The organism is Exiguobacterium sp. s141 (genome assembly GCF_018618085.1).
Classification (GTDB): domain Bacteria; phylum Bacillota; class Bacilli; order Exiguobacteriales; family Exiguobacteriaceae; genus Exiguobacterium; species Exiguobacterium mexicanum_A.
Map to the genome: position 1 here is coordinate 1 of NZ_JACSLJ010000007.1, position 26,561 is coordinate 26,561.

Annotated in this window: 30 protein-coding genes and 2 riboswitches; of the genes, 13 read left to right on the forward strand and 17 right to left on the reverse strand. The window is 48.6% G+C overall.

All coding sequences use genetic code 11. The features are described 5' to 3' along the window. The first annotated feature begins 378 nt into the window (after window positions 1–378). Window positions 379–1,212, forward strand: a complete 834-nt coding sequence (locus KNP74_RS13035; RefSeq protein WP_214764507.1) for a VanW family protein — start codon at window positions 379–381, stop codon at window positions 1,210–1,212. Between the two features lie 19 nt (window positions 1,213–1,231). On the opposite strand, the gene KNP74_RS13040 is transcribed toward KNP74_RS13035, so the two are convergent. From KNP74_RS13040 to KNP74_RS13065, 6 genes are all read right to left on the reverse strand, one after another. Next, complete coding sequence (locus KNP74_RS13040) at window positions 1,232–2,593, reverse strand: NCS2 family permease (protein ID WP_251130191.1); 1,362 nt, start codon at window positions 2,591–2,593, stop codon at window positions 1,232–1,234. An 89-nt stretch (window positions 2,594–2,682) separates the two neighbouring features. After that, window positions 2,683–2,784, reverse strand: a riboswitch (purine riboswitch). A 137-nt stretch (window positions 2,785–2,921) separates the two neighbouring features. Next, window positions 2,922–4,445, reverse strand: a complete 1,524-nt coding sequence (gene guaA / locus KNP74_RS13045; protein ID WP_251130198.1) for a glutamine-hydrolyzing GMP synthase — start codon at window positions 4,443–4,445, stop codon at window positions 2,922–2,924. A 111-nt stretch (window positions 4,446–4,556) separates the two neighbouring features. Further along, window positions 4,557–4,657: riboswitch (purine riboswitch) on the reverse strand. Window positions 4,658–4,696: 39 nt separating this feature from the next. Then, entirely contained in the window at window positions 4,697–6,793 is a 2,097-nt protein-coding gene (locus KNP74_RS13050) for a transglutaminase domain-containing protein (RefSeq protein ID WP_214764510.1), read from the reverse strand. Then, a complete protein-coding gene (locus tag KNP74_RS13055; RefSeq protein WP_214764511.1) occupies window positions 6,790–7,857 on the reverse strand; it encodes a DUF58 domain-containing protein in 1,068 nt (355 codons plus the stop codon). Before KNP74_RS13055 ends, KNP74_RS13050 begins: the two co-directional genes overlap by 4 nt. Further along, the gene (locus KNP74_RS13060; RefSeq protein ID WP_214764512.1) at window positions 7,854–8,807 is read right to left on the reverse strand and encodes an AAA family ATPase; all 954 of its coding nucleotides are present in this window, start codon (window positions 8,805–8,807) and stop codon (window positions 7,854–7,856) included. Before KNP74_RS13060 ends, KNP74_RS13055 begins: the two co-directional genes overlap by 4 nt. 173 nt (window positions 8,808–8,980) lie before the next feature. Continuing rightward, window positions 8,981–9,586 carry a flavin reductase family protein gene (locus tag KNP74_RS13065; protein WP_214764513.1) on the reverse strand — a complete coding sequence of 202 codons (606 nt, stop codon included), beginning with the start codon at window positions 9,584–9,586 and terminating at the stop codon, window positions 8,981–8,983. A 266-nt stretch (window positions 9,587–9,852) separates the two neighbouring features. Here KNP74_RS13065 and KNP74_RS13070 point away from each other — a divergent pair, with 266 nt between their 5' ends. Further along, the gene (locus KNP74_RS13070) at window positions 9,853–11,691 is read left to right on the forward strand and encodes an ATP-binding protein (RefSeq protein ID WP_251130192.1); all 1,839 of its coding nucleotides are present in this window, start codon (window positions 9,853–9,855) and stop codon (window positions 11,689–11,691) included. 202 nt (window positions 11,692–11,893) lie between these two features. Next, complete coding sequence (locus KNP74_RS13075) at window positions 11,894–12,211, forward strand: hypothetical protein (protein ID WP_131490827.1); 318 nt, start codon at window positions 11,894–11,896, stop codon at window positions 12,209–12,211. Between the two features lie 62 nt (window positions 12,212–12,273). Here the strand turns inward: KNP74_RS13075 and KNP74_RS13080 are convergent, their stop codons facing one another. Beyond that, complete coding sequence (locus KNP74_RS13080; protein ID WP_214764514.1) at window positions 12,274–13,536, reverse strand: tetratricopeptide repeat protein; 1,263 nt, start codon at window positions 13,534–13,536, stop codon at window positions 12,274–12,276. A gap of 273 nt (window positions 13,537–13,809) precedes the next feature. On the opposite strand from KNP74_RS13080, the gene KNP74_RS13085 reads away from it, so the two are divergent. From KNP74_RS13085 to KNP74_RS13095, 3 genes are all read left to right on the forward strand, one after another. Then, entirely contained in the window at window positions 13,810–14,484 is a 675-nt protein-coding gene (locus tag KNP74_RS13085; protein ID WP_214709517.1) for a hypothetical protein, read from the forward strand. Between the two features lie 57 nt (window positions 14,485–14,541). After that, window positions 14,542–14,742: a hypothetical protein gene (locus KNP74_RS13090; protein WP_214709515.1), complete on the forward strand. Its 201-nt coding sequence runs from the start codon at window positions 14,542–14,544 to the stop codon at window positions 14,740–14,742. A gap of 195 nt (window positions 14,743–14,937) precedes the next feature. Beyond that, window positions 14,938–16,269, forward strand: coding sequence for an N-acetylmuramoyl-L-alanine amidase family protein (locus KNP74_RS13095; RefSeq protein WP_214764516.1), 1,332 nt, complete (start codon window positions 14,938–14,940; stop codon window positions 16,267–16,269). Window positions 16,270–16,294: 25 nt separating this feature from the next. Here the strand turns inward: KNP74_RS13095 and KNP74_RS13100 are convergent, their stop codons facing one another. Continuing rightward, window positions 16,295–16,819, reverse strand: coding sequence for a GNAT family N-acetyltransferase (locus KNP74_RS13100; RefSeq protein WP_214764517.1), 525 nt, complete (start codon window positions 16,817–16,819; stop codon window positions 16,295–16,297). Between the two features lie 35 nt (window positions 16,820–16,854). Then, a complete protein-coding gene (locus KNP74_RS13105) occupies window positions 16,855–17,697 on the reverse strand; it encodes a CPBP family intramembrane glutamic endopeptidase (RefSeq protein WP_214764518.1) in 843 nt (280 codons plus the stop codon). Window positions 17,698–17,858: 161 nt separating this feature from the next. Here KNP74_RS13105 and KNP74_RS13110 point away from each other — a divergent pair, with 161 nt between their 5' ends. Then, window positions 17,859–20,216 (forward strand): bifunctional diguanylate cyclase/phosphodiesterase, encoded by a 2,358-nt coding sequence (locus KNP74_RS13110; RefSeq protein ID WP_251130193.1) that lies wholly within the window; start codon window positions 17,859–17,861, stop codon window positions 20,214–20,216. A 76-nt stretch (window positions 20,217–20,292) separates the two neighbouring features. Here the strand turns inward: KNP74_RS13110 and KNP74_RS13115 are convergent, their stop codons facing one another. Continuing rightward, a complete protein-coding gene (locus KNP74_RS13115; RefSeq protein ID WP_251128760.1) occupies window positions 20,293–20,682 on the reverse strand; it encodes a mannitol dehydrogenase family protein in 390 nt (129 codons plus the stop codon). On the opposite strand from KNP74_RS13115, the gene KNP74_RS13120 reads away from it, so the two are divergent. Then, on the forward strand, window positions 20,673–20,915 hold the full coding sequence (locus tag KNP74_RS13120) for a hypothetical protein (RefSeq protein ID WP_214764519.1): 243 nt from the start codon (window positions 20,673–20,675) through the stop codon (window positions 20,913–20,915). The two genes, KNP74_RS13115 and KNP74_RS13120, sit on opposite strands and share 10 nt — an antisense overlap. A gap of 70 nt (window positions 20,916–20,985) precedes the next feature. Here the strand turns inward: KNP74_RS13120 and KNP74_RS13125 are convergent, their stop codons facing one another. The 7 genes from KNP74_RS13125 to KNP74_RS13155 are packed head-to-tail and all read right to left on the reverse strand — an operon-like array spanning window position 20,986 to window position 24,095. After that, window positions 20,986–21,225 (reverse strand): exonuclease/endonuclease/phosphatase family protein, encoded by a 240-nt coding sequence (locus KNP74_RS13125; RefSeq protein ID WP_214764520.1) that lies wholly within the window; start codon window positions 21,223–21,225, stop codon window positions 20,986–20,988. Continuing rightward, window positions 21,222–21,767, reverse strand: coding sequence for a P-loop nucleotide/nucleoside kinase family protein (locus tag KNP74_RS13130; RefSeq protein ID WP_214764521.1), 546 nt, complete (start codon window positions 21,765–21,767; stop codon window positions 21,222–21,224). The genes KNP74_RS13125 and KNP74_RS13130 overlap by 4 nt, the downstream gene beginning before the upstream one ends. 35 nt (window positions 21,768–21,802) lie before the next feature. Further along, on the reverse strand, window positions 21,803–22,273 hold the full coding sequence (locus tag KNP74_RS13135) for a hypothetical protein (RefSeq protein WP_214764522.1): 471 nt from the start codon (window positions 22,271–22,273) through the stop codon (window positions 21,803–21,805). Continuing rightward, the gene (locus tag KNP74_RS13140; protein ID WP_214720137.1) at window positions 22,266–22,775 is read right to left on the reverse strand and encodes a hypothetical protein; all 510 of its coding nucleotides are present in this window, start codon (window positions 22,773–22,775) and stop codon (window positions 22,266–22,268) included. The genes KNP74_RS13135 and KNP74_RS13140 overlap by 8 nt, the downstream gene beginning before the upstream one ends. Further along, the gene (locus KNP74_RS13145) at window positions 22,776–23,219 is read right to left on the reverse strand and encodes a hypothetical protein (protein ID WP_131472859.1); all 444 of its coding nucleotides are present in this window, start codon (window positions 23,217–23,219) and stop codon (window positions 22,776–22,778) included. A 4-nt stretch (window positions 23,220–23,223) separates the two neighbouring features. Further along, window positions 23,224–23,655 carry a hypothetical protein gene (locus KNP74_RS13150; RefSeq protein WP_214764524.1) on the reverse strand — a complete coding sequence of 144 codons (432 nt, stop codon included), beginning with the start codon at window positions 23,653–23,655 and terminating at the stop codon, window positions 23,224–23,226. After that, the gene (locus tag KNP74_RS13155) at window positions 23,652–24,095 is read right to left on the reverse strand and encodes a hypothetical protein (protein ID WP_214720135.1); all 444 of its coding nucleotides are present in this window, start codon (window positions 24,093–24,095) and stop codon (window positions 23,652–23,654) included. The genes KNP74_RS13150 and KNP74_RS13155 overlap by 4 nt, the downstream gene beginning before the upstream one ends. Before the next feature lie 199 nt (window positions 24,096–24,294). Here KNP74_RS13155 and KNP74_RS14980 point away from each other — a divergent pair, with 199 nt between their 5' ends. From KNP74_RS14980 to KNP74_RS13175, 5 genes are all read left to right on the forward strand, one after another. Then, complete coding sequence (locus tag KNP74_RS14980; protein WP_251130194.1) at window positions 24,295–24,651, forward strand: GntR family transcriptional regulator; 357 nt, start codon at window positions 24,295–24,297, stop codon at window positions 24,649–24,651. A gap of 1 nt (window position 24,652) precedes the next feature. Continuing rightward, window positions 24,653–25,039: a UTRA domain-containing protein gene (locus KNP74_RS14985; protein ID WP_371816341.1), complete on the forward strand. Its 387-nt coding sequence runs from the start codon at window positions 24,653–24,655 to the stop codon at window positions 25,037–25,039. Window positions 25,040–25,190: 151 nt separating this feature from the next. After that, entirely contained in the window at window positions 25,191–25,538 is a 348-nt protein-coding gene (locus KNP74_RS13165) for a PTS lactose/cellobiose transporter subunit IIA (protein WP_214709491.1), read from the forward strand. Next, window positions 25,538–26,323 (forward strand): PTS transporter subunit EIIC, encoded by a 786-nt coding sequence (locus KNP74_RS13170; RefSeq protein WP_251130195.1) that lies wholly within the window; start codon window positions 25,538–25,540, stop codon window positions 26,321–26,323. Before KNP74_RS13165 ends, KNP74_RS13170 begins: the two co-directional genes overlap by 1 nt. Window positions 26,324–26,399: 76 nt before the next feature. Next, window positions 26,400–26,549, forward strand: a complete 150-nt coding sequence (locus KNP74_RS13175; RefSeq protein ID WP_214764525.1) for a hypothetical protein — start codon at window positions 26,400–26,402, stop codon at window positions 26,547–26,549. Window positions 26,550–26,561 lie beyond the last annotated feature (12 nt).

The window sequence follows — 26,561 nt, forward strand, 5'->3', positions numbered from 1 at the left end:
CGTCCTGAGCCAGGATCAAACTCTCCAAAGAATTTGATATAGCTCTTTAAAAATGACGAAGCTTGCGCTTCATTCAAAAATTGTAAAACTTTTTTGCCTCATCGTTCAGTTTTCAAAGTTCGTCTGCCGCTCTTAGCGACTAAATGATAATAACATTTATCTTTATTTCGTGTCAACCACTTCGTTTACTTAGTTGTAAGCATCGCTGGCAACAGAGATAACTATAGCATCCCCTTCTATCACATGGCAAGCATTATTCTAAAAAAACTTTAAAAAGTTTTAAATCACCTTACTTCATTTTGTTTTGAGTTTGAAGAGGATATTATTCCCTTTTACCGAATACACCTCATTACTCTACTTGAAGAAGGTGACTAATCGATGCTCCAACTGAAACCGAAGAAACGATCAAACCTGCGGATCTGGTCAGGGACACAATATTATACATTAAAACGCCGGGTTCAATGGATGACGGACGGGAAGCGTTATACGACTCAACAAAACACTACACCGCTGCCTCACCTCGTCCATGAGCACCGCACTCCACTCTACCGAAGATTGAGAGACGTTGACCTTGAGATGCAACAAAATAAAGTCATCAATCTCAACATCGCCATCAAACAGTTGAACGGCATCATCGTCTCTCCGAATGAAGTGCTCTCGTATTGGAAAACAATCGGGCGACCCACAAAACGGAAAGGCTATGTGGACGGAATGATTTTGCATTACGGAAAGGTCACGACCGGAACCGGAGGCGGACTATGCCAATTATCCAACCTGATTTATTGGATCACGCTCCATAGCCCCCTAACAGTGTCCGAGCGTTATCGCCACAGTTATGACGTCTTCCCCGACTCACGAAGAGATCAACCATTTGGAAGCGGTGCCACATGTTCCTACAATTATTTAGACCTACAAATCACCAATCGGACGGCACAGACGTTTCAACTCCTTCTATATATAGAGGAGGAATATCTCGTAGGACAATGGCGGTCCAATACTTCACCAGCTTTCCAATATAAGATATATGAAAAAAATCATCATTTCACGAGTGAATGGTGGGGCGGAACCGTTCGTCATAACCAAATATTCAGAAGCGTCCTCTCACAAGACGGCACGTTCATCCGTAATGAATTCATCACAGAAAACCATGCTTTAACCATGTACGACCCTTTCTTGCCAGAAAACACTGCATACAAAAAAGCCGACTCATAACCGAGTCGGCTCCGTTTATTTACGCGTGTGGCAAGAACATGAAGTACGCCAAGAATATGACTAGCATCCCGTACATGATTGGGTGAATCTCTTTTGTTTTCCCTTTCGCGATCATCATGAGCGGGTACAAAATGAACCCAAGCCCAATCCCCGTCGCAATCGACGAAGTGAGTGGCATCATGATAATCGTTAAGAATGCCGGAACCGCGATTTCGATTTTTTTCCAATCGATATCAAGGAGAGCTGAAGCCATCAACACACCAACAATAATCAAGGCCGGTGCCGTGACCGGTGCCGTGACAACCGCTAAAAGTGGTGAGAAGAACAACGCCAATCCGAAGAACAAACCTGCGAATACAGCAGTCAACCCTGTACGACCACCAGCCGCAACCCCCGCCGAAGACTCCACGTATGAAGTAGCAGTCGATGTACCAAAAATCGCACCTGCAACCGTCGCAGTCGAATCAGCCATGAGCGCCTTACTCGCACGCGGCACTTTGTTTTCTTTCATGATCCCAGCTTGACGCGCCACCGCGACGAGCGTGCCGGCTGTATCGAAGAAGTCGATGAAGAAGAACGTCAGGATGACGACAAGCATTTGAAGTGTGAAGACATCACCAAAGTTAATGAACGCTTGGCCGAACGTCGAAGACATGCTCGGCGGCATCGATACAACATCTGAAATCGCAGTCGGTGTCGGCACGAGACCAAAAATCATTCCCGCGATAGCCGTCAACAACATCCCAATGAAAATGCCACCTTTGACGTCTCGTGCCATTAGCAATGCACTTACAACAAGACCGAATACCGCGAGGAGCGTAGTTCCTGTTCCGAGCGAACCGAGACTAACAAGCGTCGCTTCGTTCGCAACGACAATTCCTGCATTTTTCAAGCCGATGAAGGCGATGAAGAAACCAATTCCTGCAGCCACCGCCATTTTAAGCGGAGCCGGAATCGCGTTAACAACCGTCTCGCGAATGCCCGAGAGCGTCAAAGCGATAAAGAACAGTCCTGAGACGAGAACACCCGAGAGTGCCGTCTGCCAAGGGATGCCCATGCCGATGACGACACTGTAGGCGAAGAAGGCGTTAAGCCCCATGCCTGGCGCGATGGCGATCGGGTAGTTGGCGAATAGACCCATCATGACCGATCCAATCAGTGCGACGAGACCAGTTGCCACGAAGACGGCTCCCGGATTCATGCCAGCAGCACCAAGCACGTTCGGGTTGACGAATAAGATGTAAGCCATGGCCAAGAATGTCGTGAATCCTGCGACGAGTTCGGTTTTCACGTTCGTTCCAAGTTCTTTCAACTGGAAGTGACGTTCGATTCGGCTTTCTGACGGTTGATGTTGCGGTTCTTGCTTGAGCTGTGTGCTCATTGGTTTTCCTCCTTGGCTCGCCGTAAAACGAGAAAAGGTCCCCGATCGATGACCGGAGACCCCACGCGAAACATACAGAGACATACGTCCCCGAATCTATGTCTCGCCGTAGTGAAATCATTTAAGGTGATTTCGTAGAGACTCTCGGGCCATATTCCCGATATTATACGGCAAAATAATTTTTAATTTTTCGGATATGATAAGAACGTTTTTATCTTAACAACGTCAAAAATGAATGTCAACAGTAATGACGGATTTTAATCAAATATTTCATTCTAATGTTCGGTTTTTCCGTATAAAAACAGAGAGGATTGCTCCCCTCTGCCTATTATTCCCACTCGATTGTTGCTGGTGGCTTCGATGTGATGTCGTACAGGACACGGTTGACGTGACTGACTTCGTTGACGATACGGACCGAAATCTTCTCGAGCACATCCCATGGGATGCGGGCCCAATCCGAAGTCATCCCATCAATTGATGTGACGGCACGTACGCCTACGGCATAGTCATACGTCCGCTCGTCGCCCATGACGCCGACTGAACGAATCGGTGTAAGGACCGTGAAATATTGCCAAATATCACGTTCGAGACCGGCTTTCTTCACTTCTTCGCGCAAAATCGCATCAGATTCGCGCACGATTTCGAGTTTCTCTTCTGTGATTTCACCCAGAACACGAATGCCAAGACCTGGTCCCGGGAACGGTTGGCGCCATACGATATAGTCTGGCAATCCGAGTTCAGTACCGAGTTCACGTACTTCGTCTTTAAAGAGCGTGTTGAGCGGCTCGATCAACGTGAAGTTCATATCTTCTGGAAGTCCACCGACGTTATGGTGCGACTTGATCGTTTGTGCCGTATCTGTTCCACTCTCGATGATATCCGTGTAGAGCGTACCTTGGGCAAGGAAGTCCATGTCCACAAGTTTAGACGCTTCTTCGTCAAACACGTAGATGAACTCGTTGCCGATGATTTTACGCTTTTGTTCTGGATCTGAGACGCCGGCTAGTTTCGCCATGAAACGATCACGTGCATCGATTTTGATGACTTTCATGTTAAATCCGTCCGCGAACGTCTTCATGACGCTGTCCGCTTCGTTTTTACGGAGCAAGCCATGGTCGACGAACATACATGTCAACTGGTCGCCGATCGCGCGGTGAACGAGCGCCGCCACGACCGATGAGTCAACACCGCCTGACAACGCGCAAAGAACTTGCTTGTCACCGACGATTTCACGAATCTTCTCAACTTCGATGTCGATGAAGTTTTCCATCGACCATTCGCCTTTGGCACCACACACTTCATAGATGAAGTTTTTCAAGATGTCGTTTCCGTACTCCGAGTGACGGACTTCCGGGTGATACTGCACCCCATACATCTTGAGGTCATCACTCTTGATTGAGGCGACCGGACAAGAAGGGTTCGTCCCATCAACGATAAATCCTGGCGGTGCTTCAATGACGAGGTCACCGTGACTCATCCAAACAGTATGTTCCACTGGAAGATCCTTGTAGAGGGCCGAAGCTTCCGGTGTCGAGAAGAGCGTCGCTTTCCCGTATTCACGATGTGCGGCCCGCTCGACACGTCCACCGAAGTGATGCGTCATGAGCTGCATGCCGTAACAGATCCCGAAAATCGGAATCCCGAGTTCGAAAATTTCTGGGTCACAGCGATATGCGCCTTCCGCGTACACACTGTTCGGTCCACCCGAGAAAATAATCCCGGCCGGAGCCAGCTCACGAATCTCAGCAGCGGTCATCTTGTGGGAATGAAGCTCACTATATACGCCAAGGTCACGCACACGACGTGTGATCAACTGGTTGTACTGGCCTCCAAAGTCGAGCACCAAAATCATCTCTTGTTCTATTTTCACAAAACCTCCACCTTTCTGCCTTCTTCTCAAAAAAAGAGCGAGCTTCTCCCACGGATTCACTAAACCGAAGAAGAAGCACGCCCTTTTCTGTGTATACGAAACGTGCTCCTTCATAGTCGGTCCATTTACGGTGGTCCGGTAGAGACTCTCGCGCCAATTCGCGAGTATATACGAAGGAATGCTGTTCAATTATCTGACTAATGCGTCTATCTTACTGTATGCATCCGCCTACTTCAACTTATAATTCGACGAATCATGATTTTCCAATATTCTTTATATTTTGAATTCGGTGTTTGGTCGGCATAGATACTTTGCTCGAACAGACGGGTCAATCTCGTCATTTCGGTCGACTCATAATAGGCATCGACCTCTGCAGCGAGTTCGGACGGCGTGCGCCCGTCGACTTTGAAGCCTGCTCCGCGGAGTCGTTTAACTAGATATCGATGCATGGCGACGAGTCGGTTTTCATTCAATGGACGCCGTGTCCACCAAAGCATCAGGACGAGGCGTTCAATCGATTTTCGGTTCCATACGAGAACGGCGACCGTAAAGACAATCAACACCCAACCCCAGACCGGCATATTCCAATTCTCCGTTGCCGCCTCACCTGATGTGACATCATCGAGTGCCAAATCTTCCTGTGGACGGTTCGTCTGCTCATTGTCTTGCGATGCTTGTGGATCGTTGGCTGCCGGGTCTTCTGAATTCGTTTCGTCCTCCGTCTCGATTTGAAGTAAGTTGGCGTCCGAGAAACTGATCGTCGCCTCAAGCGGGACCCAGCCTGCGCCTTCCACGAAATATTCTACCCATGAGTGGGCATGACGGTTCCGGACCGTGTATTCTTCTTCCCCTTGGATAATCCCGCGCGCATCACCCATCGTGAAACCTTTGACCCAACGCGTCGGTACCCCGCTCGCCCGTAGAAGGACAGCGGCCGAGGTCGAGAAGTTGTCGCAGTACCCGATCAACGTATCAAACAAAAATTGATCGACGTAATCGGTATCCCCTTCCGGGACGGCGACGTCTTCCGTATTGTATTGGAAATCTCCAGATTGGAAGTAGGCTTGAACCGCTTGGGCTTGGTCGTAAGGTGTCTCACTGTCGCCCGTAATATCGGCCGATAAGTCGCGGACCCGATCCGGAAGCGAGTCCGGCAGTTGCAAGTACGCCTGCCGTTCTTCTTCCGTCAACGTCGTAACCGGTTCGTTCAATGCCAGTTGCTCTTCAGTAAAGGAAGGGACGCTGTAGCGAAGTTGAATCGTCTGCGGCGTCGTTTGGCCATCATTGTCGAAGACAATCTTTCCGGACGGACGGATGTGAATCGTCTCGTTCGGGAACGGCTCCTCGATACTGCCGACCCTGAATTCGGTCCCGTTTTCCGTCTCGGTCGCTTGTGGATACTCCCCGCCATACGGGACGAAGGTTTGACGCCGGTCGAATCGGAGCAGCGCCTGTTCAGGCGTCGTATCGACGTCCGGGTCGACGAGCTGGCCGCGGTTGTAGTCCGAGTTGAGGACCGGGGACTCGACCCAACCTTTACCGGTGTAAATCTCTTTTGATTCGATGCGCCAGTAGCGTGCCGGTACACCACGGGCGATGAAGACGATTCCGTCATCCTGTTCGAACGGTCCACCGAGTTGCTCATCGTTCACCCCGTAGCCGACTCGACCGCTGCCTGACCCTTCATCGTTCCCAGCGTTTTGGAAACTCTTCGTCAACCGATCGGACCAGTCCCCTTCAATCGTCGGCGACACGCTCGCGAGCGCCAACACGACCGAAGCGAGGAGAGCGATACTGACATAGCGGACGAGCGACTTGCTCGGCCGTTTCGCCAAATCGGTCACGAAGAGTAATAAGAGTGACGCTAAAATCGCAAGTAGTATTTTTCCTTCTCCGTCATAAAGCGTCCATGTGTCAAAGTACGCCATCAATCCGAGCGTCGAGACGATCATCCCGAGGACGAAACCATAGCTTGGATACGTCCGTCCGACCAAGATGGCGAATAGGACACCGATGAGCGCCATCGCCGAGAAGAAAATCGCTTCTTCTGGTAAAGCCCCACTCAGCACGCCACTCAAATCTTCTAGCCAGAGCCCAAACCAATCTAAGATACTGCCGTGATACACGTACAAGACGATAAAGAAGTTGAAAACGACTACGCCAATAAAGCCATACCAAGGCAACAAGCTCGCAAACATCGGTACGAGGAGCAAAAACAGGAACGGCCAGTTGACATCAAATGTCGTACTGCCAACGATCGGCTCGATCCAAAACGACAACAAGTAAGCGGCAAGCGCTGTATAGACAATCCGTTTCACCCACATCGTCATGTCGTCACCTCATTCGCCGTGTACAAGTGATAGCTACCTTGGGTCTCATTCATGATTTCGCGTACCCATTTCGTTTCGAGCGGGCTGATTAAAATCAAGTTTCCGCCCTCTTGGGGCAAGTTGCGCTTCACTCGTTCAACGAGACGTCCTTCGGGCTCCGGCGTCGCCGTCAGCAAGTAATGCCCGACCTCGGCGCTTTGGTCCGGCAAATGGAAAAGGCGGACCTGTTCTTCGATGACATACAGTTCAAACGGCAAGTTTTTCCGTTCAAGTTGCCGAATCGCGCCGACGAGTAACGACAGCGATCGTTCGAACGCTTCTTCGTGTCCGGCAGATGTGGACGGGACGAAGACGAGCGAGAGTTTTTTCTCCTGCTCTTGATCGAACGTTTTCGTCATCAAGTTATCTCGACGAGCCGAGGCCTTCCAGTCAATCCGGCCGATGCGGTCACCGGCCGCGTATTCCCGGACACCGCTCGTCGTGTTCGCCACTTCCGTATATGTCCGCGTGTGCCGGTACTGTTCGCCACGCCCACCGACCTGCTCATCACGCGGCAAATCGAACGGAAGTTCAGCCGGCGACACTTCGACGACCGTCTCAAGCCGCAACGTCCGTTTACGATCGAACAGCCCGAACACGTCACGTACGTGCAGGACCGTCCGATCGAACACGTGGATCCCCCGGCGGATCTGCTCAATCTCATAATGCACCGTCTCTGTTCGCCGAAAAAAGCGGTCGACCGGGGTAACAATTACGTCCGTCGATGTAGCGAGACGAGGCGGTGGTGTCTCTTCTAACGTGACGACCCCGACAAGAAACGGATACTTCCGCTCCACTTGCAGTTCTACGTCCATCGTTTGGCCCGAGACGAGTCGTTTCGTCGTGATTCGCCGCGAGATGTTGGCTGCCGTGACCGGGTAAATCATAAAGATTGTCCAATACGCCGCCAAAACGAAAAATGACCACCAAAGTGTCGAGGCGACGATACTTCCTTCAATCCGGGCGAACGCATAAAGTCCGAATGCCGCCGCCCACACGAGGAACAGCTTCATCCAATTTTTCATACTTCTTTGACCTCACGATCCATCGGTACAGGAAGCGAGTCGAGCCAACCTTTGACGAGATGTTCGGCCGTCTTTCCTTTATAACGTGCCTCCGCCGTCAACAAGATACGGTGACCGAGCACACTACCCGCGAGCGCCTTCACGTCATCTGGCAAGACGAAATCACGGTTATGGATATACGCCCACGCTTGAGATGCCTTCATCAGAGCGAGGGTCGCACGCGGGCTCCCCCCAAGGTATGTGTTCGGGTCGTTGCGCGTCTCATGGATCAAGCGGACGATGTACTGTTTGACTGCACTCGAGACGTGAACCTCCCGCACTTCGCGTTGCATCTGTTCGACTTCGTGCTTTGTGATAACGCTTTGTAACGCTTCGAGCGGCTCCGCCTTTTCGAAACGGGTCAACAAGGAAATCTCTTCATTGAACGTCGGGTATCCCATCTCGATTTTAAGAAGGAATCGGTCGAGCTGGGCTTCCGGGAGCGGGTACGTCCCTTCATGTTCAATTGGGTTTTGCGTCGCCATGACGAAGAACGGGGACGGTAAAATTTTGACTTCACCGTCGACCGTCACGCTGCGCTCTGCCATCGCCTCGAGTAACGCCGACTGCGTTTTCGGAGAGGTCCGGTTGATTTCATCAGCCAAGACGATGTTCCCCATCAAAGGTCCCGGACGGTACTCGAACTCTTTTGTCTTTTGATTGTACATTGAGATTCCCGTCAAGTCGGACGGCAACATGTCCGGAGTGAACTGAACGCGTTTAAAATCTAAATCAATGGCACGACTGAACGTACGAACGAGCATCGTCTTCCCGACCCCTGGCACGTCCTCTAACAATACGTGACCTCCGGCAAGCAACGCAGTCAAACTTTTTGCGATGACATCTTCTTTCCCGACGATCACCGTTTCAATGGCATTGATGATCGATTGAATGGCTGGACGATAGGACATAGCCGACTCCCCTTTTTTTCTCTAATCGCTGACGCGTTCGAAAATTGAATGTTCTGACTTTATTGTGACATATTCAAGCGCTCGTGTGAAAGAAAACCATCATGCCAATCGGTTTTCCATTCTTTACCCGAAAAAAGGCGCCTTGTCTCTGATTTGAGCAGGCGCCATGACGTTTATTTTGGTCGTTCGATTTCAAAAGTGTCCCCGAGGGTCGCATAAAAGTTGCCGGCGAGACGACTGACCGGCGCCAGTTGTTCCGCATCGATGCGTCCAGCATGATAAAGCGCTGGCTCGATGTGAAACCGGACGACGCGAGCGATCAACAAGTCCGCCGTCACGACGCCATCGTGTTCGATTGGAACGTGATGATGAAGTTTACACTCCATCCGGATTTTGGCTTCTTTCACACCCGGTGTCTCCACGACGTCGCTAGGCACGATGGTGAAGGCCGTCCGCTCGAGTTCGCTTTCCTCGGATCCTAGATTGGCTGCCGTCTCATTGACGAGGGTCACATTCGTTTCGTCTACGATATGGATGACGAGTTCTTCGGTCGCGACAGCGTTGCGAGCCGTGTCTTTCATGACACCGCCCTTCCGTTGAACCGACACCGAGAGAAGTGGTGGTTCGGAAGCGACGATATTGAAATAACTGAACGGGGCGGCGTTAATCGTCTCTCCGTTTCGCGTCGTCACAAATGCGATTGGGCGCGGTACGACACTTCCAATCAAAAACTTATACGCGTCACGTTCGGTTAAAGCTGAAGGTTCAATCGATAGCATACGATAGCACTCCTTTGGATTCGACTATAGGTTCAAACTATCCCGTTCACAGCGGACGTGTCAAACGTGAGCACATCGGAATGTGTAGGATGATGAAATACAGGGTATATCCGTCTAGATATGACAATTAAACAGACAATCAGACAATCATCTGATGGCACATCGCTTGAGCAGTTCGGTGTTCATCTGATTTTTCTTTTTGTATATTTCGGTTATGACGATTGAATTGAAGATGGTTTTAGTTAAGGAAGGAAGTAGAGCGTATTATGGGCAAGTGGATTGAACAATTGAACAGTCGTCAAATACTCGGCATCCTCTACGGAGTCTGTGCTATGAGTCTTGTCTTAACGGCAATTGGCGCTTGGGTCGTTCGAGACGGAGCGGTATCACCCACTGAATTGTTGTCGTTGCGTTGGATTTGGATGATCGGCCTCATCATGTTTATCGGTGCCATCTTATTGATTGGTCGACCGCTCATCAAACGGATATCGACTCAAAATGAAAAGATGCATGCGAAGCAACAAGAGATGCAGTCGGTGCTCGAAGCATCTAAACAAAACGAAACAAAACTGCAGTACCGTAACGAACTGATTGAAGTGCTCGCCTCGAAAGAGTCACTCTTTGATTATTCATCGGTCATCGAAAAAATCGTCTTGTTGACTGAAGCAGAGTTCGGGGCTCTACTTCTCATCAAGGACGGCGAAATTGTTTCAGTCGTACCAAAAGGCATGACGGAAGATCAACAAGAAGATTTAAAGACCAAGTCTCTTCTGTTGAAACGCGTCATGATCTCTAAATCGTTAGAAGCGACATCTAAAAAGATTGCCGACGAAATTCATGAATACCCGTATTACATTCATGAAACGGTCATCCCCGTTAAAGACCCGTCAGACGGCAACATGATCGGATGTCTTTATTTAACGTGCTACGACGAACAGTTCGACGCGAGCGAAACTTCGGAATTAAACGCGTTTGCAAACCAGTTGGCGATTTCTCTCTTGCGGACCCAACTTTATCGCCAAATGCAACAAGACCGGAAAGAGACGGCTCAGCTCATCAATTCAGTACGTGAAGCCATCTTATACCTCAACTACGAGGAGAACAGCGTTGTCGGAAACCGCGCATTCATCCGTATGTTCGACGAGTTGCAATTCGAGTATCAAGGCTACGAGCAACTGACTACCGTCTCGATCGATATCGAACAGTGGGCGGAACGCGTCGATCAACGGGATCGTTTTATTAGCTACATCGAGCGCGTGTTCGACCAAGACCCGCCAGAAGATGGCCTGTCCATCTCGCTCGATCAAGGCGATTGCTTCCTTCAAGTATATGCCGAGAGCATTTACCGGGATGGGAAGATTCACGGCACGATGCTCGTGTTGCGTGATGTGACGGCCGAGACCGAGATTGACCGGATGAAGTCAGAGCTCGTCTCAACAGTCTCACACGAACTGAGAACCCCTTTGTCATCGATTTATGGGTTCACGGAACTGATGCTCGAGCGTGACTTGAAAGAAAGCCGGCGCGAATTGTATTTGAAGACCATCCATGACGAAGCGAAGCGTCTCTCCTACTTGGTAAACGACTTCCTCGACCTGCAAAAGATGGAGGCCGGGAAACAGACGTTCGAATGGGAAACGGTCGACCTTCTCGACCTTGCCCGTGACAGCATCAGCTTCTATCAAGAAACGACCGACTCGCATCATTTACATCTCGATGCCGACGTCGGACAAGACTTCAAAATCGAAGCTGACTTAGAAGGAATGCGGCAGTTGCTCGGTAACTTGCTCAGTAACGCCATCAAGTATTCACCTGAAGGCGGCAACGTGCTCGTCTCGTTGGAACGACTCGAAGGTCAAGTCGTCATGAAAGTCCGGGATAACGGGATGGGCATCCCTTCTTCTGCCTTGCCGAACTTGTTCGGGAAGTTTTACCGAGTCGACAACTCGGACCGCCGGAAAATCGGCGGAACGGGCCTCGGTCTCGCCATCTGTAAAGAGATCGCCAAAGCGCACGACGGACATTTACATGTCGAATCGATCTACGGTGAAGGTAGCACCTTTATTTGTGAGCTTCCGACGTCAAAAGAGGCGATTCATCAATGAGCGCGGCCGGATTCATTCCGGTCGTGTTTTTTATATTATTGCTTCTCTTTTTTGCAGGAATGTTTTGGCATAATCTAGAAAAAGAGTAACACCGAGAACCTGAGGCGACGTCACTACACCCTTCCCATTATTCTCGCAGGTAAAATTTAAAAAAAGAGCTATACTAGTAAGGAAGAGACAGACAAGATTGGAGGTCATGGAGTTGGATCATCGCGACCCACCGTTTTCAGAAGTAGGCGACTTTAAACAATGGGGCCGTTTTGATATAAACGTGCCACTGCAGGGCGGGCAAGCTGAACTTCAGACTGCCGTGTCAATTGTAAGAAATCATATTCCGTTGCGATTGGGTGGATTTTATATCATCGCGAGTGAAGATGGAATTTTGACGAGCGGCTCACACGACGCCAATTTACAAAAGCACATCATTCACTTGCTCCAACAAGTGCAAATGGGCCATGTGGAAGATGAGGCGTTGATGAACGAACCTATTTGGACGATTCATTATTTCACCACTCCATAAAACGACAAGAGACGATTCGGGCGTCTCTTTTTTTGTGCAAAAAAAGAACGCCTTGAGAGGCGTTAATCCCATCGAGACATAATCGCAATGGATTTTTCATAGTATTCAGTGGATAGTTTATACTTCCCATTTTCACGTAGCTCACGCGCTAACCAAAGTGCGTATTTGTTTGTGTATAGATAGTCATCGAATGACTCAAAATATTGAACAGCTTTTTTTAAACTACTAATTAATTTTAATTTATCGTGTTCTTGATAACAATTTTTATAAACTTCAAAATGATGGTGAAATTCTTCTAGACCTTCATGATCCCCTATAATCTCATATCCATTACCGAGCCATGTTATAACCCCATCTGAGTCTTCTTGTTCAGCATAAACTTCGATTAAGGAAAGAACGCTGTAGAGTTTGCTTTTGGGATCAGACTTGTAAGATAGACTTTCAAGAAAATACTCCAACGCCTTTTCTTGGTTACCTAATAAAGAATAAATTTCCCCCATATTGTTATACAACATGCCATTATAATATTTTAAGTCAGTTGCACTAGTGACTTTAGTAGCTCGTTCGTAATGAGACAATGATTCTGAATAGCGTTTTCTTCTTTTGTAAGAAAGCCCGATGATTAAATGACACTCAATGATTCTTTCTACATAAAAATTATCTTTAAAATATCCAAGTGCAAATTTAACGTTCTCAATAGCTTGTAAATAATCCGTCGATTTATAATACAATCCCCCCATGATATATCGCATATCTGCAATCTCCCAATCAGGAATATTCGATGTAGGCAATTGTTCATTTAGTTGCTCTAAAAGCTGCAATGATGATTCCTTATCGTTTGATTGAAAATGGGTCAAACTTTGCATGAGCAAATATCTGATTTTATTGTCTCGATCTAATTGGTCTTCAAGCCACCCAAGTTCGTTTAAATAACGCCCTTTTCCTCCAGGCATCAAATCGAATCTTGCCAATGTAATCAGTAACATAATATATAATTCTTTCGATTGATTAACTACTGGATTAGAAATGTATTTTTCAATCTGCTTTCTTCTATCTTCATCTCTTCTCGTTAGAACTGCTTCTTTTAAAATACTTTGAATTTCTTCTCTGACTTTATCAACTTGTTGACTAAAATCAAAATAAACAGGAACATTTATATTCAACTTTTCAAAAATCAATTCTAGTACTTCTTCACTAGGTGTCGTTTGATTATTCTCAATCTTACTTAAATACGATATGGAACAAATACCTCTCGCTAAGACAGATTGCTTCATGTTCTTACGCATACGCTCTACTTTAATAAGGTTACCGTAGTTATATTCCATCTTAAGTAGTAGCTCCTTCGTCCCAAATATGATTAGTTTTTATATTAATTATTCGCTATTTCCTGCTGTTTAGGAAAACGGAAGCTAAAAACCTCAAAAAATCCGATGCTTTTTGCACTAATTTTCCCAACCGACTACTAAACGAATGACCTAATATACATGTTAAGATTTAAATAAGAACTAATATATTAGTTCTCAATTTAGGTCCATTGGTTTATTAACAATCTACCACCAGAAAATATGGACATTTAATAATGGAGGTGAATATAGCATATGGGAAAGTTAAACTTCTTGCTTGCTGAAGACTACATTAAACCAAAAATCTATTTTCAATCAAAACAACAAAACATCTTTGATGCATCATACTCTTCGTCTGATCGAAGTCAATTTGAAGGATTAGAACATTTAACCCAATTGTTACGTTCATCAACAGGTTTTATAGTTAACGCTTTCCAAGTTGATTACTATCAAACTTTACCACGACTCATAGCTAAAACATTGAAAGAAAACAAAATGTACAAGCGCGTTTATGTTTTAGGTCCTGAACTATCTCTTTCCATTCTAAAGCGCAGTTCTAAAACCGTCTATGAGAAACATTTCCAAGAATTCGGATATATAAATATAGAACAAGCATATGATAGTGTTCTTAAACAGTGTTTAGCACTATTAAAAGAAGGTCATATCTTATATGTTCTTCCTGAAGCCTCTATTTGTTGGAATCCAGAACCACTTACACAATTTAAAAATAGATTTACTCCTTTGTGCAGCACCTTACTTAGTCAAGAAGCAAACGTTCCGATTTTGTCATCAAGCACAAAAGAAAATAATGACAAATTTATTTTACACGAACCAAACATGCCTCAACAGTACATTGGTGACTTAGAAACTCGCATTGAACAACAATCTGATGCGATTTATTCATTGCTAGAATCACCATTTTCTGAGTAAAATCATACTAGGGATCGCAGCTTACAAAATACACCACCATACATTGGAGGAATTATCATGAAAAAATTAACTGGAATTTTCTTTATTGCCACAGCACTCTTTTTACTCGGAACTTCTTTCAAACCATTAGCAGATGATTTTCCACGTCTAACTAAACTTGAGGCTCCTATTCAAAAATTTGCAGATGATTTTCCACGCCTTACGAAAATCGAAGAGCCTATCAAAACATTCGCTGATGATTTCCCACGCCTTACTTGATCTACACAAGAGACGCCCTTGCGCGTCTCTTTTTTATTTCCGAATCTCTGGAAATAAACTTTTAGAAAAAAAGTTAAACAATTTACATATTAACCTCCATTTTTTTCTTGTTTCCTTATATAATAACGGAGACATGATGACGATTTCATTTCACAGCTATTTCATATGAACGACGAACAAAGGAGCGGATCTCGATTGAACCGAACGAAACCATCTTGGAACTTGAAACTGTTGCTTAGCTCTTCCCTTGTCATTGGTGGCATGGCCATCGCCCCATTCGACTTGACGCCGACCGGTTTCGAATCGAGCCGTGTCGAAGCTGCCTCGACCTACACGACGACAGCTAACTTGAACCTTCGTTTGAGTGCCGCCACTTGGAGTCCGATTCTTCTAACGATTCCATCCGGGGCGTCCGTCAAATATGTCAGCACGTACGGGTCTTGGTACAAAGTCAGTTACGGCGGAAAGACCGGCTACGTCGCTTCGCAGTACGTAAAAGTATCGAGCGCGTCGACAATCACGCCGAGTTCAGCCTCGTACTACAAAACGACAGTCAATTTGAACATGCGATTGACGGCAGCCTCATGGAGCACGGTCTTGATGACCATCCCGAACGGTGCCACTGTCAAGTACGTCAGCCGCTACGGCTCTTGGTATAAGGTCAGCTACAATGGGAAAACGGGCTATGTGGCTTCCCAGTACTTATCAGCCACAGGAGCCCCGACCACGACGACATCGACAACCTCTTACCAAACGACGGTCAACTTGAACATGCGTTTGACGGCTGCCTCGTGGAGCAAGGTATTGATGACCATCCCGAACGGCTCGACCGTCAAGTATGTCAGCAAGTACGGCTCTTGGTATAAGGTCAGTTACGGTGGGAAGACGGGCTACGTCGCTTCACAGTATTTGAAACCAACCACGACGACGACGACACCGACGACGTCCACGGGTACGGGACGTACGATTGTGATCGATGCCGGACACGGTGGAAACGACCCTGGAGCTGTCTACGGCTCATCTTACGAAAAAGTGATTGCGTTCGACATTGCCGCACGTCTCGCGAGTACGCTCTCGAATACATATGGCTATAACGCACGGATGACACGCACGAACGATGTCTACTTGTCGCTCGCACAACGCGTCGAATTGACGAAGTCGTATAAAGGCAGCGCCTTTGTCAGCATTCACAACAACTCTTCGACGAATACGTCTTACCACGGTCATGAAGTACTCGTGCCGACCGGAGAAAGCTATACGACGAACCCATACATCTCGGCTAGCCGGAGTCTAGGAGCGGCCATCAACCGTGAACTCGGTGCCCGTATCCCGACAATCCGTAACCGTGGCGTGAAGTATCAAAACGTTTACGTCGTCGGAAAGAACAGCGTCCCTTCGACACTCGTCGAATACGGGTTCATCAGCAACGCGAACGACCGCTCGCATTTGACGAGCACCACTTACCGGCAACGGATGGCAGACGCCACCGCTTCTGGGATTCATCAATTCATGAGCACTTATAAATAAGCAAGAGACCTGACCGCATATGCGATCAGGTCTCTTTTTCTGTAGTCGTGCAACGCCAAATCTTATGCGGTGCGCCAGTTCCCCAGTAATGGTCAAGCGTCAATACCGGCGGCCCGAGCCGCTTTTCCCAATAGTCTTGAGACGTCGGGAAGCCAGCATCTAAGTAAAACGCCGTCTGTCCGTTCGCTGACAATTGTCGTTTGATGTTCTCAATCAAGAAGTGACCTACCCCTTGACGTTGGGACGTAGGCGACACGTACATGCAACCGACTTCTGGCATGTTCGGTTCGACGTCGATATGGGCAGTAATGATGTCATTGGGAGGTAAAATCGCCGCTGTGCCCACGATGACGTCGTCTTTTACGACAACGAAAATTTGAACAGACTCGTCCTCGAAACTGTCCTGAACGGTCGTGTTCAATCGCTCTACTTCTTCATCCAATAGATCGGCATCCTCAAACTGTTCTCGCCGAATCAAGTCACTCAGACTCTCCATGAACAGTCGTTGGAGCGGTTTGACGTCTTCGCGGTCAAGCGGGCGAAAGTTCAATGTCTCCACTTCCCTCTAGTCCTGAATTGTACGTGCTAGTCTTTACCCGCGTCCCGATTGGGTGTAACGTTCGCTTGATGCGATCCTTCGACCGCTTCGAGTTGCTCGAGGTGATCATAACCGAGATGGCCGTGCGTCTGCCAGACGAGGATGATCGCGGTCGTAAGGAGTAACAGCGTCAAGTGAAGAAATCCAATCGGGAACGCGCCCGGCTCAATTAACGGAACGAGCGTGAACGAGACGTTGAACATCGTGTGCAATAAGAACACGGACCATAAGTTCATCGTCGTGACGTTATAGAGCCACGAAATGATAAACGTGAACGCGAGAATCGCCATGGCGTATGCCCAAAACGGGATGAGCGATTGCCCGGTCCCCTCCATCAAAAAGAGTGGTGTATGCCAGACGGTCCAAATGCCCCCTACGAACAAACTCGCTTTGATCGGGGTCGTCTTCAATTGACACACGTTGAGCAAATAACCGCGCCAGCCGTACTCTTCTTGCATCGTGCCGCCAAGGAACAGCATGTAGAAGAACGTCGGCACGACGAGCCACAGACGCTCAAACAGCAACGCCCCTTCCGCATCGGACCACCAATAGGCAATCAAAAACAACACAGGCAGGAACAAGAGCCCGAACGCGTAATAGCGAACGGACATCTTCCACTCGAACCCTCGCTTCCAAAGCGTCTTCACTCCTAACCAGCCATTCTCTCGGAACGCCATATAGCTCCCTGCCAGACTTGGACCGAACGCCCCAATCACGATAATCACCTGGATCGGTAATCCGGTCCACATATACAGCCCCCACCACGTCAGCCATGAGAACCCGAACGCGATGAGGAGAAATAAGGTGACTTCTTTCTTTGTCGGTATCATTCGTCTCCTCTCCTTCTATCCGTAGTTTACCCGCTTTCCGTACGACTTCCCTATTTCACGCAAAAAATATTTTCATTATAAAAAGCAAAATGATAGATGGACTTTTGTTTTCCAAGGTATAATGAAAATTACAACAAAATTACATTCATAGTGAGGTATATATGGAACCAGTCGTTGAACACTCGATGAGTCACAACCTGTTTCTTGTGATTCTATCCTATCTGATTGCCGCCGTTTCCGCTTACGCCGCCATCGAACTGGCGCGACGTGTCAATTCAGCGAACCGTTCCGTCCAAAACGTCTGGATTGTCGCTGGTGGCGCGACGCTCGGTCTCGGTATTTGGTCGATGCACTTTATCGCCATGTTGGCCCATGAGGTATTGCGACCGATCACCTATTCGGTCCCACTTGTCTTATTATCTGTCGTCATTGCCATGGCCGGCTGTATGTTCGGCTTCTTGATTGTCTCGCGTCGCACGACCCGTCCGGCCCTGATCGGTGCAGGTTTTGTCATGGGAGGCAGTATCGCCAGTATGCATTACGTCGGAATGGCCGCGCTCCAAGGCGTCACGACTTCCTACAATCCATGGTTGGCGGCGCTATCAATTTTGATTGCGTTCGGTGCATCGCTCGTCGCCCTCTGGATTGGGTTCTTTTCGAAGTACACGCAGAAAAAGATGCACATCGAATTGAAAGTGTTCTTCTCCCTCTTGATGGGTGTCGCCATCTTCGGGATGCATTTCGTCGGCATGTTGGCGGCGACGTTCACGTTCGTCGAGACAGACGGACCGTTCGCGAATGCGATTGAGCCTTCGTTGCTCGCATGGCTCGTGAGCGCGATCACGATTCTCTTGTTCGCCATCTTCTTCTTATCACTCACGATTGACCGTCATCTGCGCAGACGGGACTTCATTCAAGCAACGATTCTTGACTCAACGACGGATGCGGTCGTCACGACGACAAAAGATGGAATGATTCAATATGCGAACACAGCGTTTTATCGCTTGTTCGACCAAGTCGAGAAGGATGCTTTCTTCCAAGACTTTCATCCGTCACTCACCATCAATCAACCATTTTATGAACCGAGACGCGTCGATCTCGGTGACCAAACGATTGAAGTGACGAACTATCCGCTTAAAGGCGAAACGATGGACCAGATGCTTTGGTTCCTCCGTGACGTCTCAGAAACGATCGCCTCACAGCGTCTCGTCGAACATATGGCGTACCACGACACGCTCACGGATTTGCCGAACCGGCACAAGCTCGAACGTATTCTCGCCGAACATATTCAAATCGAGGACCCGGTCGCTTGTCTCTACATCGACATCGACCGGTGGCGTTTCTTGAGTGACATGCTCGGGCATCACGGCTCGGACGAACTGACGATGCAAATCGCTGAGCGTCTGCAAGTGACGATTCATCCGGATGACATTTTGACGCGCGTCGGTTCATCCGAATTTATCATCTTGCTGTTCGATAAACGGAGCACGCTCGCCAAACAGAAAGCCGAGAAGTGTATCAAAGCGATCTCGCAACCTTTCAATATCGATGGGACGACCGTCGAGTTGACGATGAGCGCCGGTATCAGCCATTATCCGAAAGATACGAAGTCAGCCGAGGAGCTTGTGCAGTACGCTCGGCTCGCCGTCCACGAGTCGAAACGGACCGGTAAGAATCAAATTAAAGAATTCGAAGACGAGTCGAAGCATCAAATCCTTCGTACCGTCGAAATCGAAAAGGCACTCGCGCAGGCGCTCGACCGAAATGAGTTTTCACTCGTGTACCAGCCGAAAGTGTCACTTACGCAAAATCGACTCGAAGGCGTTGAGGCGCTCCTGCGTTGGAACAACCGCGAGCTCGGTCACGTGTCACCGACAGACTTCATTCCAATCGCGGAGAACACCGGCCTGATTCACTCAATCGGCAGTTGGGTCATGCGTGAGTCTTGCCGAGCCTGGGTGCGCTGGAAGAAGTCTGGTGTGAAACCATTCACCCTTTCGGTCAACGTCTCGCCGCTCCAATTCGCACGTGAAGATTTCGTCGAGTCACTCCAAGCCATCTTGGATGAGACCGGGATGGACCCAATGTTCCTCGAGCTCGAGGTGACGGAGTCGTCGATGCTGTCCTATGAAGCGTCGACGCGAGAGAAACTCACCCAGCTCCATCAGTTCGGCATCTTGATCTCGCTCGACGATTTCGGGACCGGCTACTCGTCGTTCCGTCAATTGCGGGAGCTCCCGGTCCAAGTGTTGAAGATCGACCGGTCGTTCATCGTCAACTTGTTCACGGACCGGAACCAGGAAGCCATCGTCCGTTCGATGATCCAGCTCGGCCATAACCTTAATATGAAAGTGCTCATGGAAGGCGTCGAGACGTCGGATCAGCTCGAATGGTTACTGAACGAACAGTGTGATTACGTCCAAGGTTATTACTTCAGTCGTCCACTTCTTGAAAAGGACGTCGTGAAACATGTCAAATCGGTCACGACGTACATCGAGTTTGGAAAGACCCGCGCTTGATCAGACTGCAGCCCCTGCGCTGCAGTCTTTTTGTATGCCAAAAATCTCCCATGCCACCAGGCACGGGAGAATCGTTTTACGAGACTTGCGCTTTTTCTTGCTCGCGAATCAAGTGGTATTGTTCGAGGATTAGCTTCGTCAGCGTATCGTCCTCATGCAGTTGGAGATATTTTTCTACCGTCGAGACGATGCCGTCTTCTTCGATGGAAAGATTGAGTTCAGAAGATTCTGAATCTTCAGGGTTGTAATAGGTCAAGGCAGCCGCGATTCCGTAGGCCAGTTCATTCGGTTCGATGCCGTTGTCGATCAGTTCGCGGGCCGGTTTGACGAGCCGGTCACTCGGTCCGAGCTTGCGGATCGGTGAGCGGGCGACACGTGAGACTTCATCTTTCAACTTCGGATTCTCGAATCGTTTGATAATCTTTTGAATGTATTGACTGTGTTCTTTCGCCTCTCGTGTTTCCAGCCGCCTTTTTCTTGGCGCTCGCGCTCTTGTTCAGCTTCCCGTTCTTTAAAGAATGGTGGGATGACCCGTCGCTTCGCCCGAAAGCGTATCGCTTTGCCGGACGTGTTGCCGGCGGCGTCTTGTCATTCCAGCTCTTCGCCTGGCTCCTATTCGGTCAAGGCGAGTGGATCGGAAGTATGTTCTTGATCCCGTTCCACATTTGTCTCTACTTCGTCATCCGCACGTTCAAATGAAAAAGGGGGAAGCGACTAAGCGTTCCCCCTTTTTTAAGAGATGTCGATGTCGAGTAAGACTCCATAGTGATCACTCGGCAGCACGTCGGTGATTGAATCGGACGTCTTCCCAAACTACGCAAAACGGATAGCCCGTTTCGTTGGCGATCTGCTCGGCCACACTGATGCGTTGCTCCCCTTCCACATACGTTTTGACTTCTTGAAACGCCAGCACATCGGCGTCAATCATCTTCACTGTGGCACAGATGGACTCGATCCGCTCCGACCATAATGTTGGATTGTTCCAGAGGTTGAACGTCGCAATCCTCATGTACTGGCTCCACTTTGTTGCAAATCTGTCAGCACGAATTGTTCGCTTTCTTGAAGCTGTTGAATCGTTTCGCTCAACTCACCGACCGTGTTGTCTAAATAGTAACAGTCCGGTGCACTGGAACTTAAAAACTCGTTCCGCAATATGATAACCCGCTCCCCCATCTGCGCATCGCTCGGCCGGTGTTTGTCACGTTGGACGTGAACGTCTTGCTCCGCCCATAAGATGACGTAGCGCACTTCAATACCTTGTTCAATCCAGTGCGCCGTGTAGCGCTTCACGTCCTTCCAAAATGCGACCCAATCCACGACGACGTCATAGCTTGCCTCAAGAAAATTATTGGTTAAAGATACGATGTTCTTCCATACCAGGTCGTTCGCCCGCTCCGATTCCCATGGCCTTTCACGACCGGACACCGTCATATGACTGATATCGTCACCAGACACATATGCACTCTTCTCCATGTCTTGAGCGAGCCGTCTCGCCATCGTCGACTTTCCGACACCAGCCGGTCCCGAGATAATCCATACCTTCCGCTTCATCAATTATTCCCCCTTCAACATGTAAAAGGAAGCGCCTAAGCGCTCCCCCACTTTTGCTCTTCTCGCAATTCGGCTTCCGTGACGTAGTGATCGTCGAGCTGAGCCATGTGACGCTCATACAGACGATGCTCGAGAATGGCGAGCACGTATGCTCCTAGCCCAATCAAAGCGAACGTTTGGAGTGTAATCAAATCCGTGAGTAATGCATAAACCCATAATAGGAATAATGGTAGTGTCACGAGCCCGAAGATGGAGTTAAAATGGATGAGCCGCTTTGCTGCATCCGACTTCAAAAACTGCTTTTTGATGTTCTCGCGTTGCCACATCTTACGAAAATCAGGAAGACCCGCTGCGACACTGAGAAATATGACTGTCATTGGTGAGAGCCAATTATACTCTAATGAGAAAAATAGAAGCGCGGCCAACACCGCTGACAAGAACACTTGTGTGGAATGCTTTCTCTGATCGAACGCCGTCAATTCACGCATTTGGCTACGCTTATCCATGCTCTCGCTCCTGCTCCATCTCACGGGCTTCCCGAATCAACTTTAAATCCTCTCCCGTCAAATAATGACCGTCATGCTTTTGGATGATACGGTCGAGCCATCTGCCGAAAAAGGCAGCTCCCCAGAAAAAGGCTTGCGACAACAAGAATGCCTGGAACGTCTGCGGTTGTGGCGTCTCATAAAACACGACGATCCCGTAGTATCCGATCGCGCTAAACCCAATCAAATAAACCGTGTACCGCAGCGTGAGCAGCTTTCGTGCTTTTTCGTTTTTCACGAACCGGAGCCACATGAGGAATCGAGTCGTTTCAATGCTAATCAACATAGCGAAAATCGCTACTAAGAACACTAGAAAAAACGAATCGGGCATCTCCCAGTACGATGCGTAAACGAGCATCCCAACGATTGCAGAAACAGCCAGGATGCCAAAACCCCAACCGGTCCACTTTTCAAATCGAAGAATCGTATCAATTTGTTGTTTCGATTGTGGTGACAGTTCCATTCAACTCATCCTTTCGATGACTTCATCATATGTCGGTATATCGGGATCATACTGTTTCAATTGACGCGCAATGATGCGGGAACGATATTTTTCAGTCAAACCCCAAATCCCAAATAGAAATCCAATTCCAAATCCAAGCGACTCCGTTGTGAGTAAGGTCGTCATGAACGTACCCATCAGTATTGCGCTAATCCACGTGTCCGCGTATTCGACTTGCAACCACCGTAAGCTTTTCGGATGCGTCGAGAAGTGCCGAAGGAGGCGGTATTGTGTATGCCCCATGAAAATCAGAAACAGCGCCACGGACCACATTAAAGGAATCAACAACATCTTTTCGAATAGAAGGGCCACAATCATAGATAGGATATAGAGGACTAGTACTGGTACACCGATTCGTCGGATTCGCTTCACCCATCGGACTTCTTGTTGAATCTGATTCTCCATCCGCTCACCCCCTCAGTTGTTCATATGTAGGACGCCACACATCCTCTTCTTTCATCCGCTTCTCGATTCGCATCGTCAGCCATCCGGCCACGCCCACAATCAGAACTCCACCGATATATGCTGTATTCGTCTCTAGCAGCTTCCCCCCATTGATGGCGATAAAAAAGGCGACCGTATTCAGGCAGTCACTTCCGATTTGTCGGCGATAGAGATGCGACAATTGCGGATTCAACGTCCGCCGCATCCGGTAACGCTTGACGTACATCACATTGATGGGGACGAGCATAAGCCCCGTATAAACGATGCCCCAATCCAAACTGTCCGTCCATATCGTGGCGGGGATCACGATGACGAGAAACACGCCTAAAATCCCAAAAATCAGTTGGTGGAATGCGCGAAACCAGGCGCGCTCCGCCTCTACTCGACGATTCTTCATTTCACTTCCTCCAACTCGAGGGCGCGTAAGATTGGGTCATATTCTTGTAGTGTCCGGTTCAAACGGCGCGACACGATCTCGGCCATGATTCCCCAGATGACGACAGCGAACGCCCAATAGAGGTTGTCTCGACTAAAGATCAATAGCCCACCGACCATGATGACAAGCACACTCGTATTTACGAGGTCGTATCCTAATTGCCAGCGGAGCATCTTTTTGGTGACAGGATTGACCAGAAACGACCGTCTCATCCGATATTTCGCCACGTCCGAGACGAGCAGGGCGATTCCGACGAGACCGAGCGGGACAGTCATCCACGTCGTCTGTCCAACGAACATCAACGCGAACGTCAGGATGACCACCACCAATAAGACGTACCCGATGCGTGTATGCCGTTGCTTCCATTCTCGTTCCCGTTCCATTCGAACTGATTGTGCCATATCCTTCTCCTCCTCAACTCTTCTCCTTTTCTATACGAAACCCTTTCAAATTCGTTTCGCCATTTTCAAGGATTCTCTTCACAATCGTTCGACGTTTTTCAACAAATGCCGAAGGATTGTCGTCCATCAATCTATAATTTCCGATATACTGATAGCGTATTCATACCTACAAATTTTGTTGCGAAAGGTGCAGAAAGTCATGGGTCCAAAGTATAAGCAAGTCGCTGAACAGATTGAGACGGATATTATGAATCACGTCTATCAACATACGAACAAGCTCCTCACCGAGGAAGAATACGCCACGAAATACGGCGTCAGCCGCAACACGATCCGAAAAGCGATCGAGATTCTCGTCAATAAAGGCTACGTCTATCAAGTCCAAGGGAGCGGCGTCTTCGTCCGTGACCATTATATGAGCGATTACGTGAACCTCGAGAAGTTGCAAGGTCTCACGAGCGACTTCAGTGGACGAAAAGTCGAGACGCGCGTCCTTGATTTCGAATTGACGACAGCGAACGATGAAGTGGCCGAACGGATGAAGTGGCCGAACGGATGAAGTGGCCGAACGGATGAAGTGCAACGTCGGGACGCCCGTCTACTACGTCAAACGTCTCCGGCTCGTCGATGACCATCCGTTCTCGGTCGAGGATTCGTATTTCCGAAAAGACCTCGTCGTCTATCTCGACCGGAACATCACCGAGAAGTCGATCTACAACTACTTCCGAAATGACCAAAAGCTCGCCATCGGTTTTGCCGACCGTGTCATTTACGCCGACTTTTTGAACGCGGAAGATGCGGCACTGCTCGGACTGAAAGAGAACGACCCGGCCCTTCTCGTCGACAACACCGTCTATTTGACGAACGGTCAAATCTTCGACGTATCGCGCTCGACACATCATTTCCGCCATGTGAAGATGCTCAAAGTCTCTAACATCAAGTCCTAAACGCATTCGAGAGATTGTTCTCGTGTGCGTTTTATTATGTTCGCATTTCGGGCGAAAGAAAGGGTTTACATGTAAGCGGTATCGTGCACTATCATCTTTTTATAATTTGTAACTATGAATTTTGGTTATCCATACAAAAAGGAGAGATAATATGGTTTCTGAAACAATTGAAATTACTCCCAAAGATATCTTCGGTTTAATCGCCCTTTCAGGCGACGCGAAAGCAAGCTACCATCATGCGATGCTGTTGATGCAAGAAGGCAAAGCAGAAGAAGCGGCTGAAGCGGTCAAAGCTGGTGACGCGACATTAAAAGAAGCACACGCCATCCAGACGAAATTCGTCACACTCGAGGCACAAGGGAAAACGGCTACGGTCGGAGTCCTCATGGTGCACGCGCAAGACCACTTAATGAACACGATCCTCGTAAAAGAGATGCTCGGCTATATGATGAACATGCAAAACGAAATCAACCAATTGAAAGGAATGGATCAAAAATGATGAAAATCGGACTCTTCTGTGCAGCAGGTATGTCAACAAGTATGTTAGTCGAAAAGATGAAAGCGGTTGCCGAGCATACGTTCACAGAAGTCGTCTATGACGTGCTTCAAGCACCACTTCAAAACTTGACAGACACACTTGCCGGAGCCGTCATCATCGTGGTGCTCATGTCAGTCATGTGGTGGTGTGGAATTCACGGGGCTGCCATCCTCATGGGGATTAAGGGACCACTCCTTACAGCTAACACGCTTCAAAACCAAGCACTCCTCGATGCGGGTGAAACACTCCTTGCCGGTGAGAACGCGAAAATCGTTACAATCCAGTTCCTCGACGTGTTCACGAAGCTCGGTGGATCAGGCATCACAATCGGGTTCATTATCGCAACACTCATCGTCGCCCGCTCGGCTCACTTGAAGCAACTCGGTAAGCTCTCGCTTGCACCAAGTCTCTTCAACATCAACGAGCCGGTCATCTTCGGGATGCCGATTGTGTTCAACCCGATCATGTTCGTACCGTTCGTCATCGTTCCTGCCATCGCATCGTTCATGGTGTACTTCTCAATCCTTTGGGGCTGGGTCGACCCGTTCAACGCGCTTCAAGTGCCATGGACGACACCACCAGTAATCTCCGGTTTCTTAATCGGCGGATGGCGTGCAGCGCTCTTGCAGATTGCAACGATTGCCATGGCCGTAGCCGTCTACCTCCCGTTCGTCCGCATGCAAGACCGCGTGTCGTACGGTGAAGAGTTGAAAGCACAAAAAGACGCAGACAAAGCGTCAGCCTAAGTAAAAACGACAGCCCTTCTCATCACAGAGAAGGGCTGTTATATTTAGGAAAATGAGTATGAGAGTTGGTACATAGATGAAACGAAATTATACGGTCACGTTCTGCTTATTGATGAGCACCTCGTTCCTTGCCGGCATCGCTCTAGAGTCTGTCGTCCCGTTCGTACTAGGAGTCGTCTTTCTATTCGCAGCTGGCGTTCAAGCCAGGAAAGAAATCATTCATTAACAAGCAGCCAGC

Excerpts from the sequence above, each read along its gene's own strand:
- KNP74_RS13145 (WP_131472859.1), bottom strand. The coding sequence starts at position 23,219 with ATGGAGAATCAGATTCAACAAGAAGTCCGATGGGTGAAGCGAATCCGA.
- KNP74_RS13140 (WP_214720137.1), bottom strand. The coding sequence starts at position 22,775 with ATGGAACTGTCACCACAATCGAAACAACAAATTGATACGATTCTTCGA.
- KNP74_RS13035 (WP_214764507.1), top strand. The coding sequence starts at position 379 with ATGCTCCAACTGAAACCGAAGAAACGATCAAACCTGCGGATCTGGTCA.
- KNP74_RS13090 (WP_214709515.1), top strand. The coding sequence starts at position 14,542 with ATGAAAAAATTAACTGGAATTTTCTTTATTGCCACAGCACTCTTTTTA.
- KNP74_RS13105 (WP_214764518.1), bottom strand. The coding sequence starts at position 17,697 with ATGATACCGACAAAGAAAGAAGTCACCTTATTTCTCCTCATCGCGTTC.
- KNP74_RS13065 (WP_214764513.1), bottom strand. The coding sequence starts at position 9,586 with ATGCTATCGATTGAACCTTCAGCTTTAACCGAACGTGACGCGTATAAG.
- KNP74_RS13040 (WP_251130191.1), bottom strand. The coding sequence starts at position 2,593 with ATGAGCACACAGCTCAAGCAAGAACCGCAACATCAACCGTCAGAAAGC.
- KNP74_RS13155 (WP_214720135.1), bottom strand. The coding sequence starts at position 24,095 with ATGGCACAATCAGTTCGAATGGAACGGGAACGAGAATGGAAGCAACGG.
- KNP74_RS13125 (WP_214764520.1), bottom strand. The coding sequence starts at position 21,225 with ATGAGGATTGCGACGTTCAACCTCTGGAACAATCCAACATTATGGTCG.
- KNP74_RS13130 (WP_214764521.1), bottom strand. The coding sequence starts at position 21,767 with ATGAAGCGGAAGGTATGGATTATCTCGGGACCGGCTGGTGTCGGAAAG.
- KNP74_RS13150 (WP_214764524.1), bottom strand. The coding sequence starts at position 23,655 with ATGAAGAATCGTCGAGTAGAGGCGGAGCGCGCCTGGTTTCGCGCATTC.
- KNP74_RS13135 (WP_214764522.1), bottom strand. The coding sequence starts at position 22,273 with ATGGATAAGCGTAGCCAAATGCGTGAATTGACGGCGTTCGATCAGAGA.
- KNP74_RS14980 (WP_251130194.1), top strand. The coding sequence starts at position 24,295 with ATGGGTCCAAAGTATAAGCAAGTCGCTGAACAGATTGAGACGGATATT.
- KNP74_RS13060 (WP_214764512.1), bottom strand. The coding sequence starts at position 8,807 with ATGTCCTATCGTCCAGCCATTCAATCGATCATCAATGCCATTGAAACG.
- KNP74_RS13170 (WP_251130195.1), top strand. The coding sequence starts at position 25,538 with ATGAAAATCGGACTCTTCTGTGCAGCAGGTATGTCAACAAGTATGTTA.
- KNP74_RS13085 (WP_214709517.1), top strand. The coding sequence starts at position 13,810 with ATGGGAAAGTTAAACTTCTTGCTTGCTGAAGACTACATTAAACCAAAA.
- KNP74_RS13175 (WP_214764525.1), top strand. The coding sequence starts at position 26,400 with ATGAAACGAAATTATACGGTCACGTTCTGCTTATTGATGAGCACCTCG.
- guaA (WP_251130198.1), bottom strand. The coding sequence starts at position 4,445 with ATGATTTTGGTGCTCGACTTTGGAGGCCAGTACAACCAGTTGATCACA.
- KNP74_RS13080 (WP_214764514.1), bottom strand. The coding sequence starts at position 13,536 with ATGGAATATAACTACGGTAACCTTATTAAAGTAGAGCGTATGCGTAAG.
- KNP74_RS13110 (WP_251130193.1), top strand. The coding sequence starts at position 17,859 with ATGGAACCAGTCGTTGAACACTCGATGAGTCACAACCTGTTTCTTGTG.
- KNP74_RS13070 (WP_251130192.1), top strand. The coding sequence starts at position 9,853 with ATGGGCAAGTGGATTGAACAATTGAACAGTCGTCAAATACTCGGCATC.
- KNP74_RS13050 (WP_214764510.1), bottom strand. The coding sequence starts at position 6,793 with ATGACGATGTGGGTGAAACGGATTGTCTATACAGCGCTTGCCGCTTAC.
- KNP74_RS13165 (WP_214709491.1), top strand. The coding sequence starts at position 25,191 with ATGGTTTCTGAAACAATTGAAATTACTCCCAAAGATATCTTCGGTTTA.
- KNP74_RS13055 (WP_214764511.1), bottom strand. The coding sequence starts at position 7,857 with ATGAAAAATTGGATGAAGCTGTTCCTCGTGTGGGCGGCGGCATTCGGA.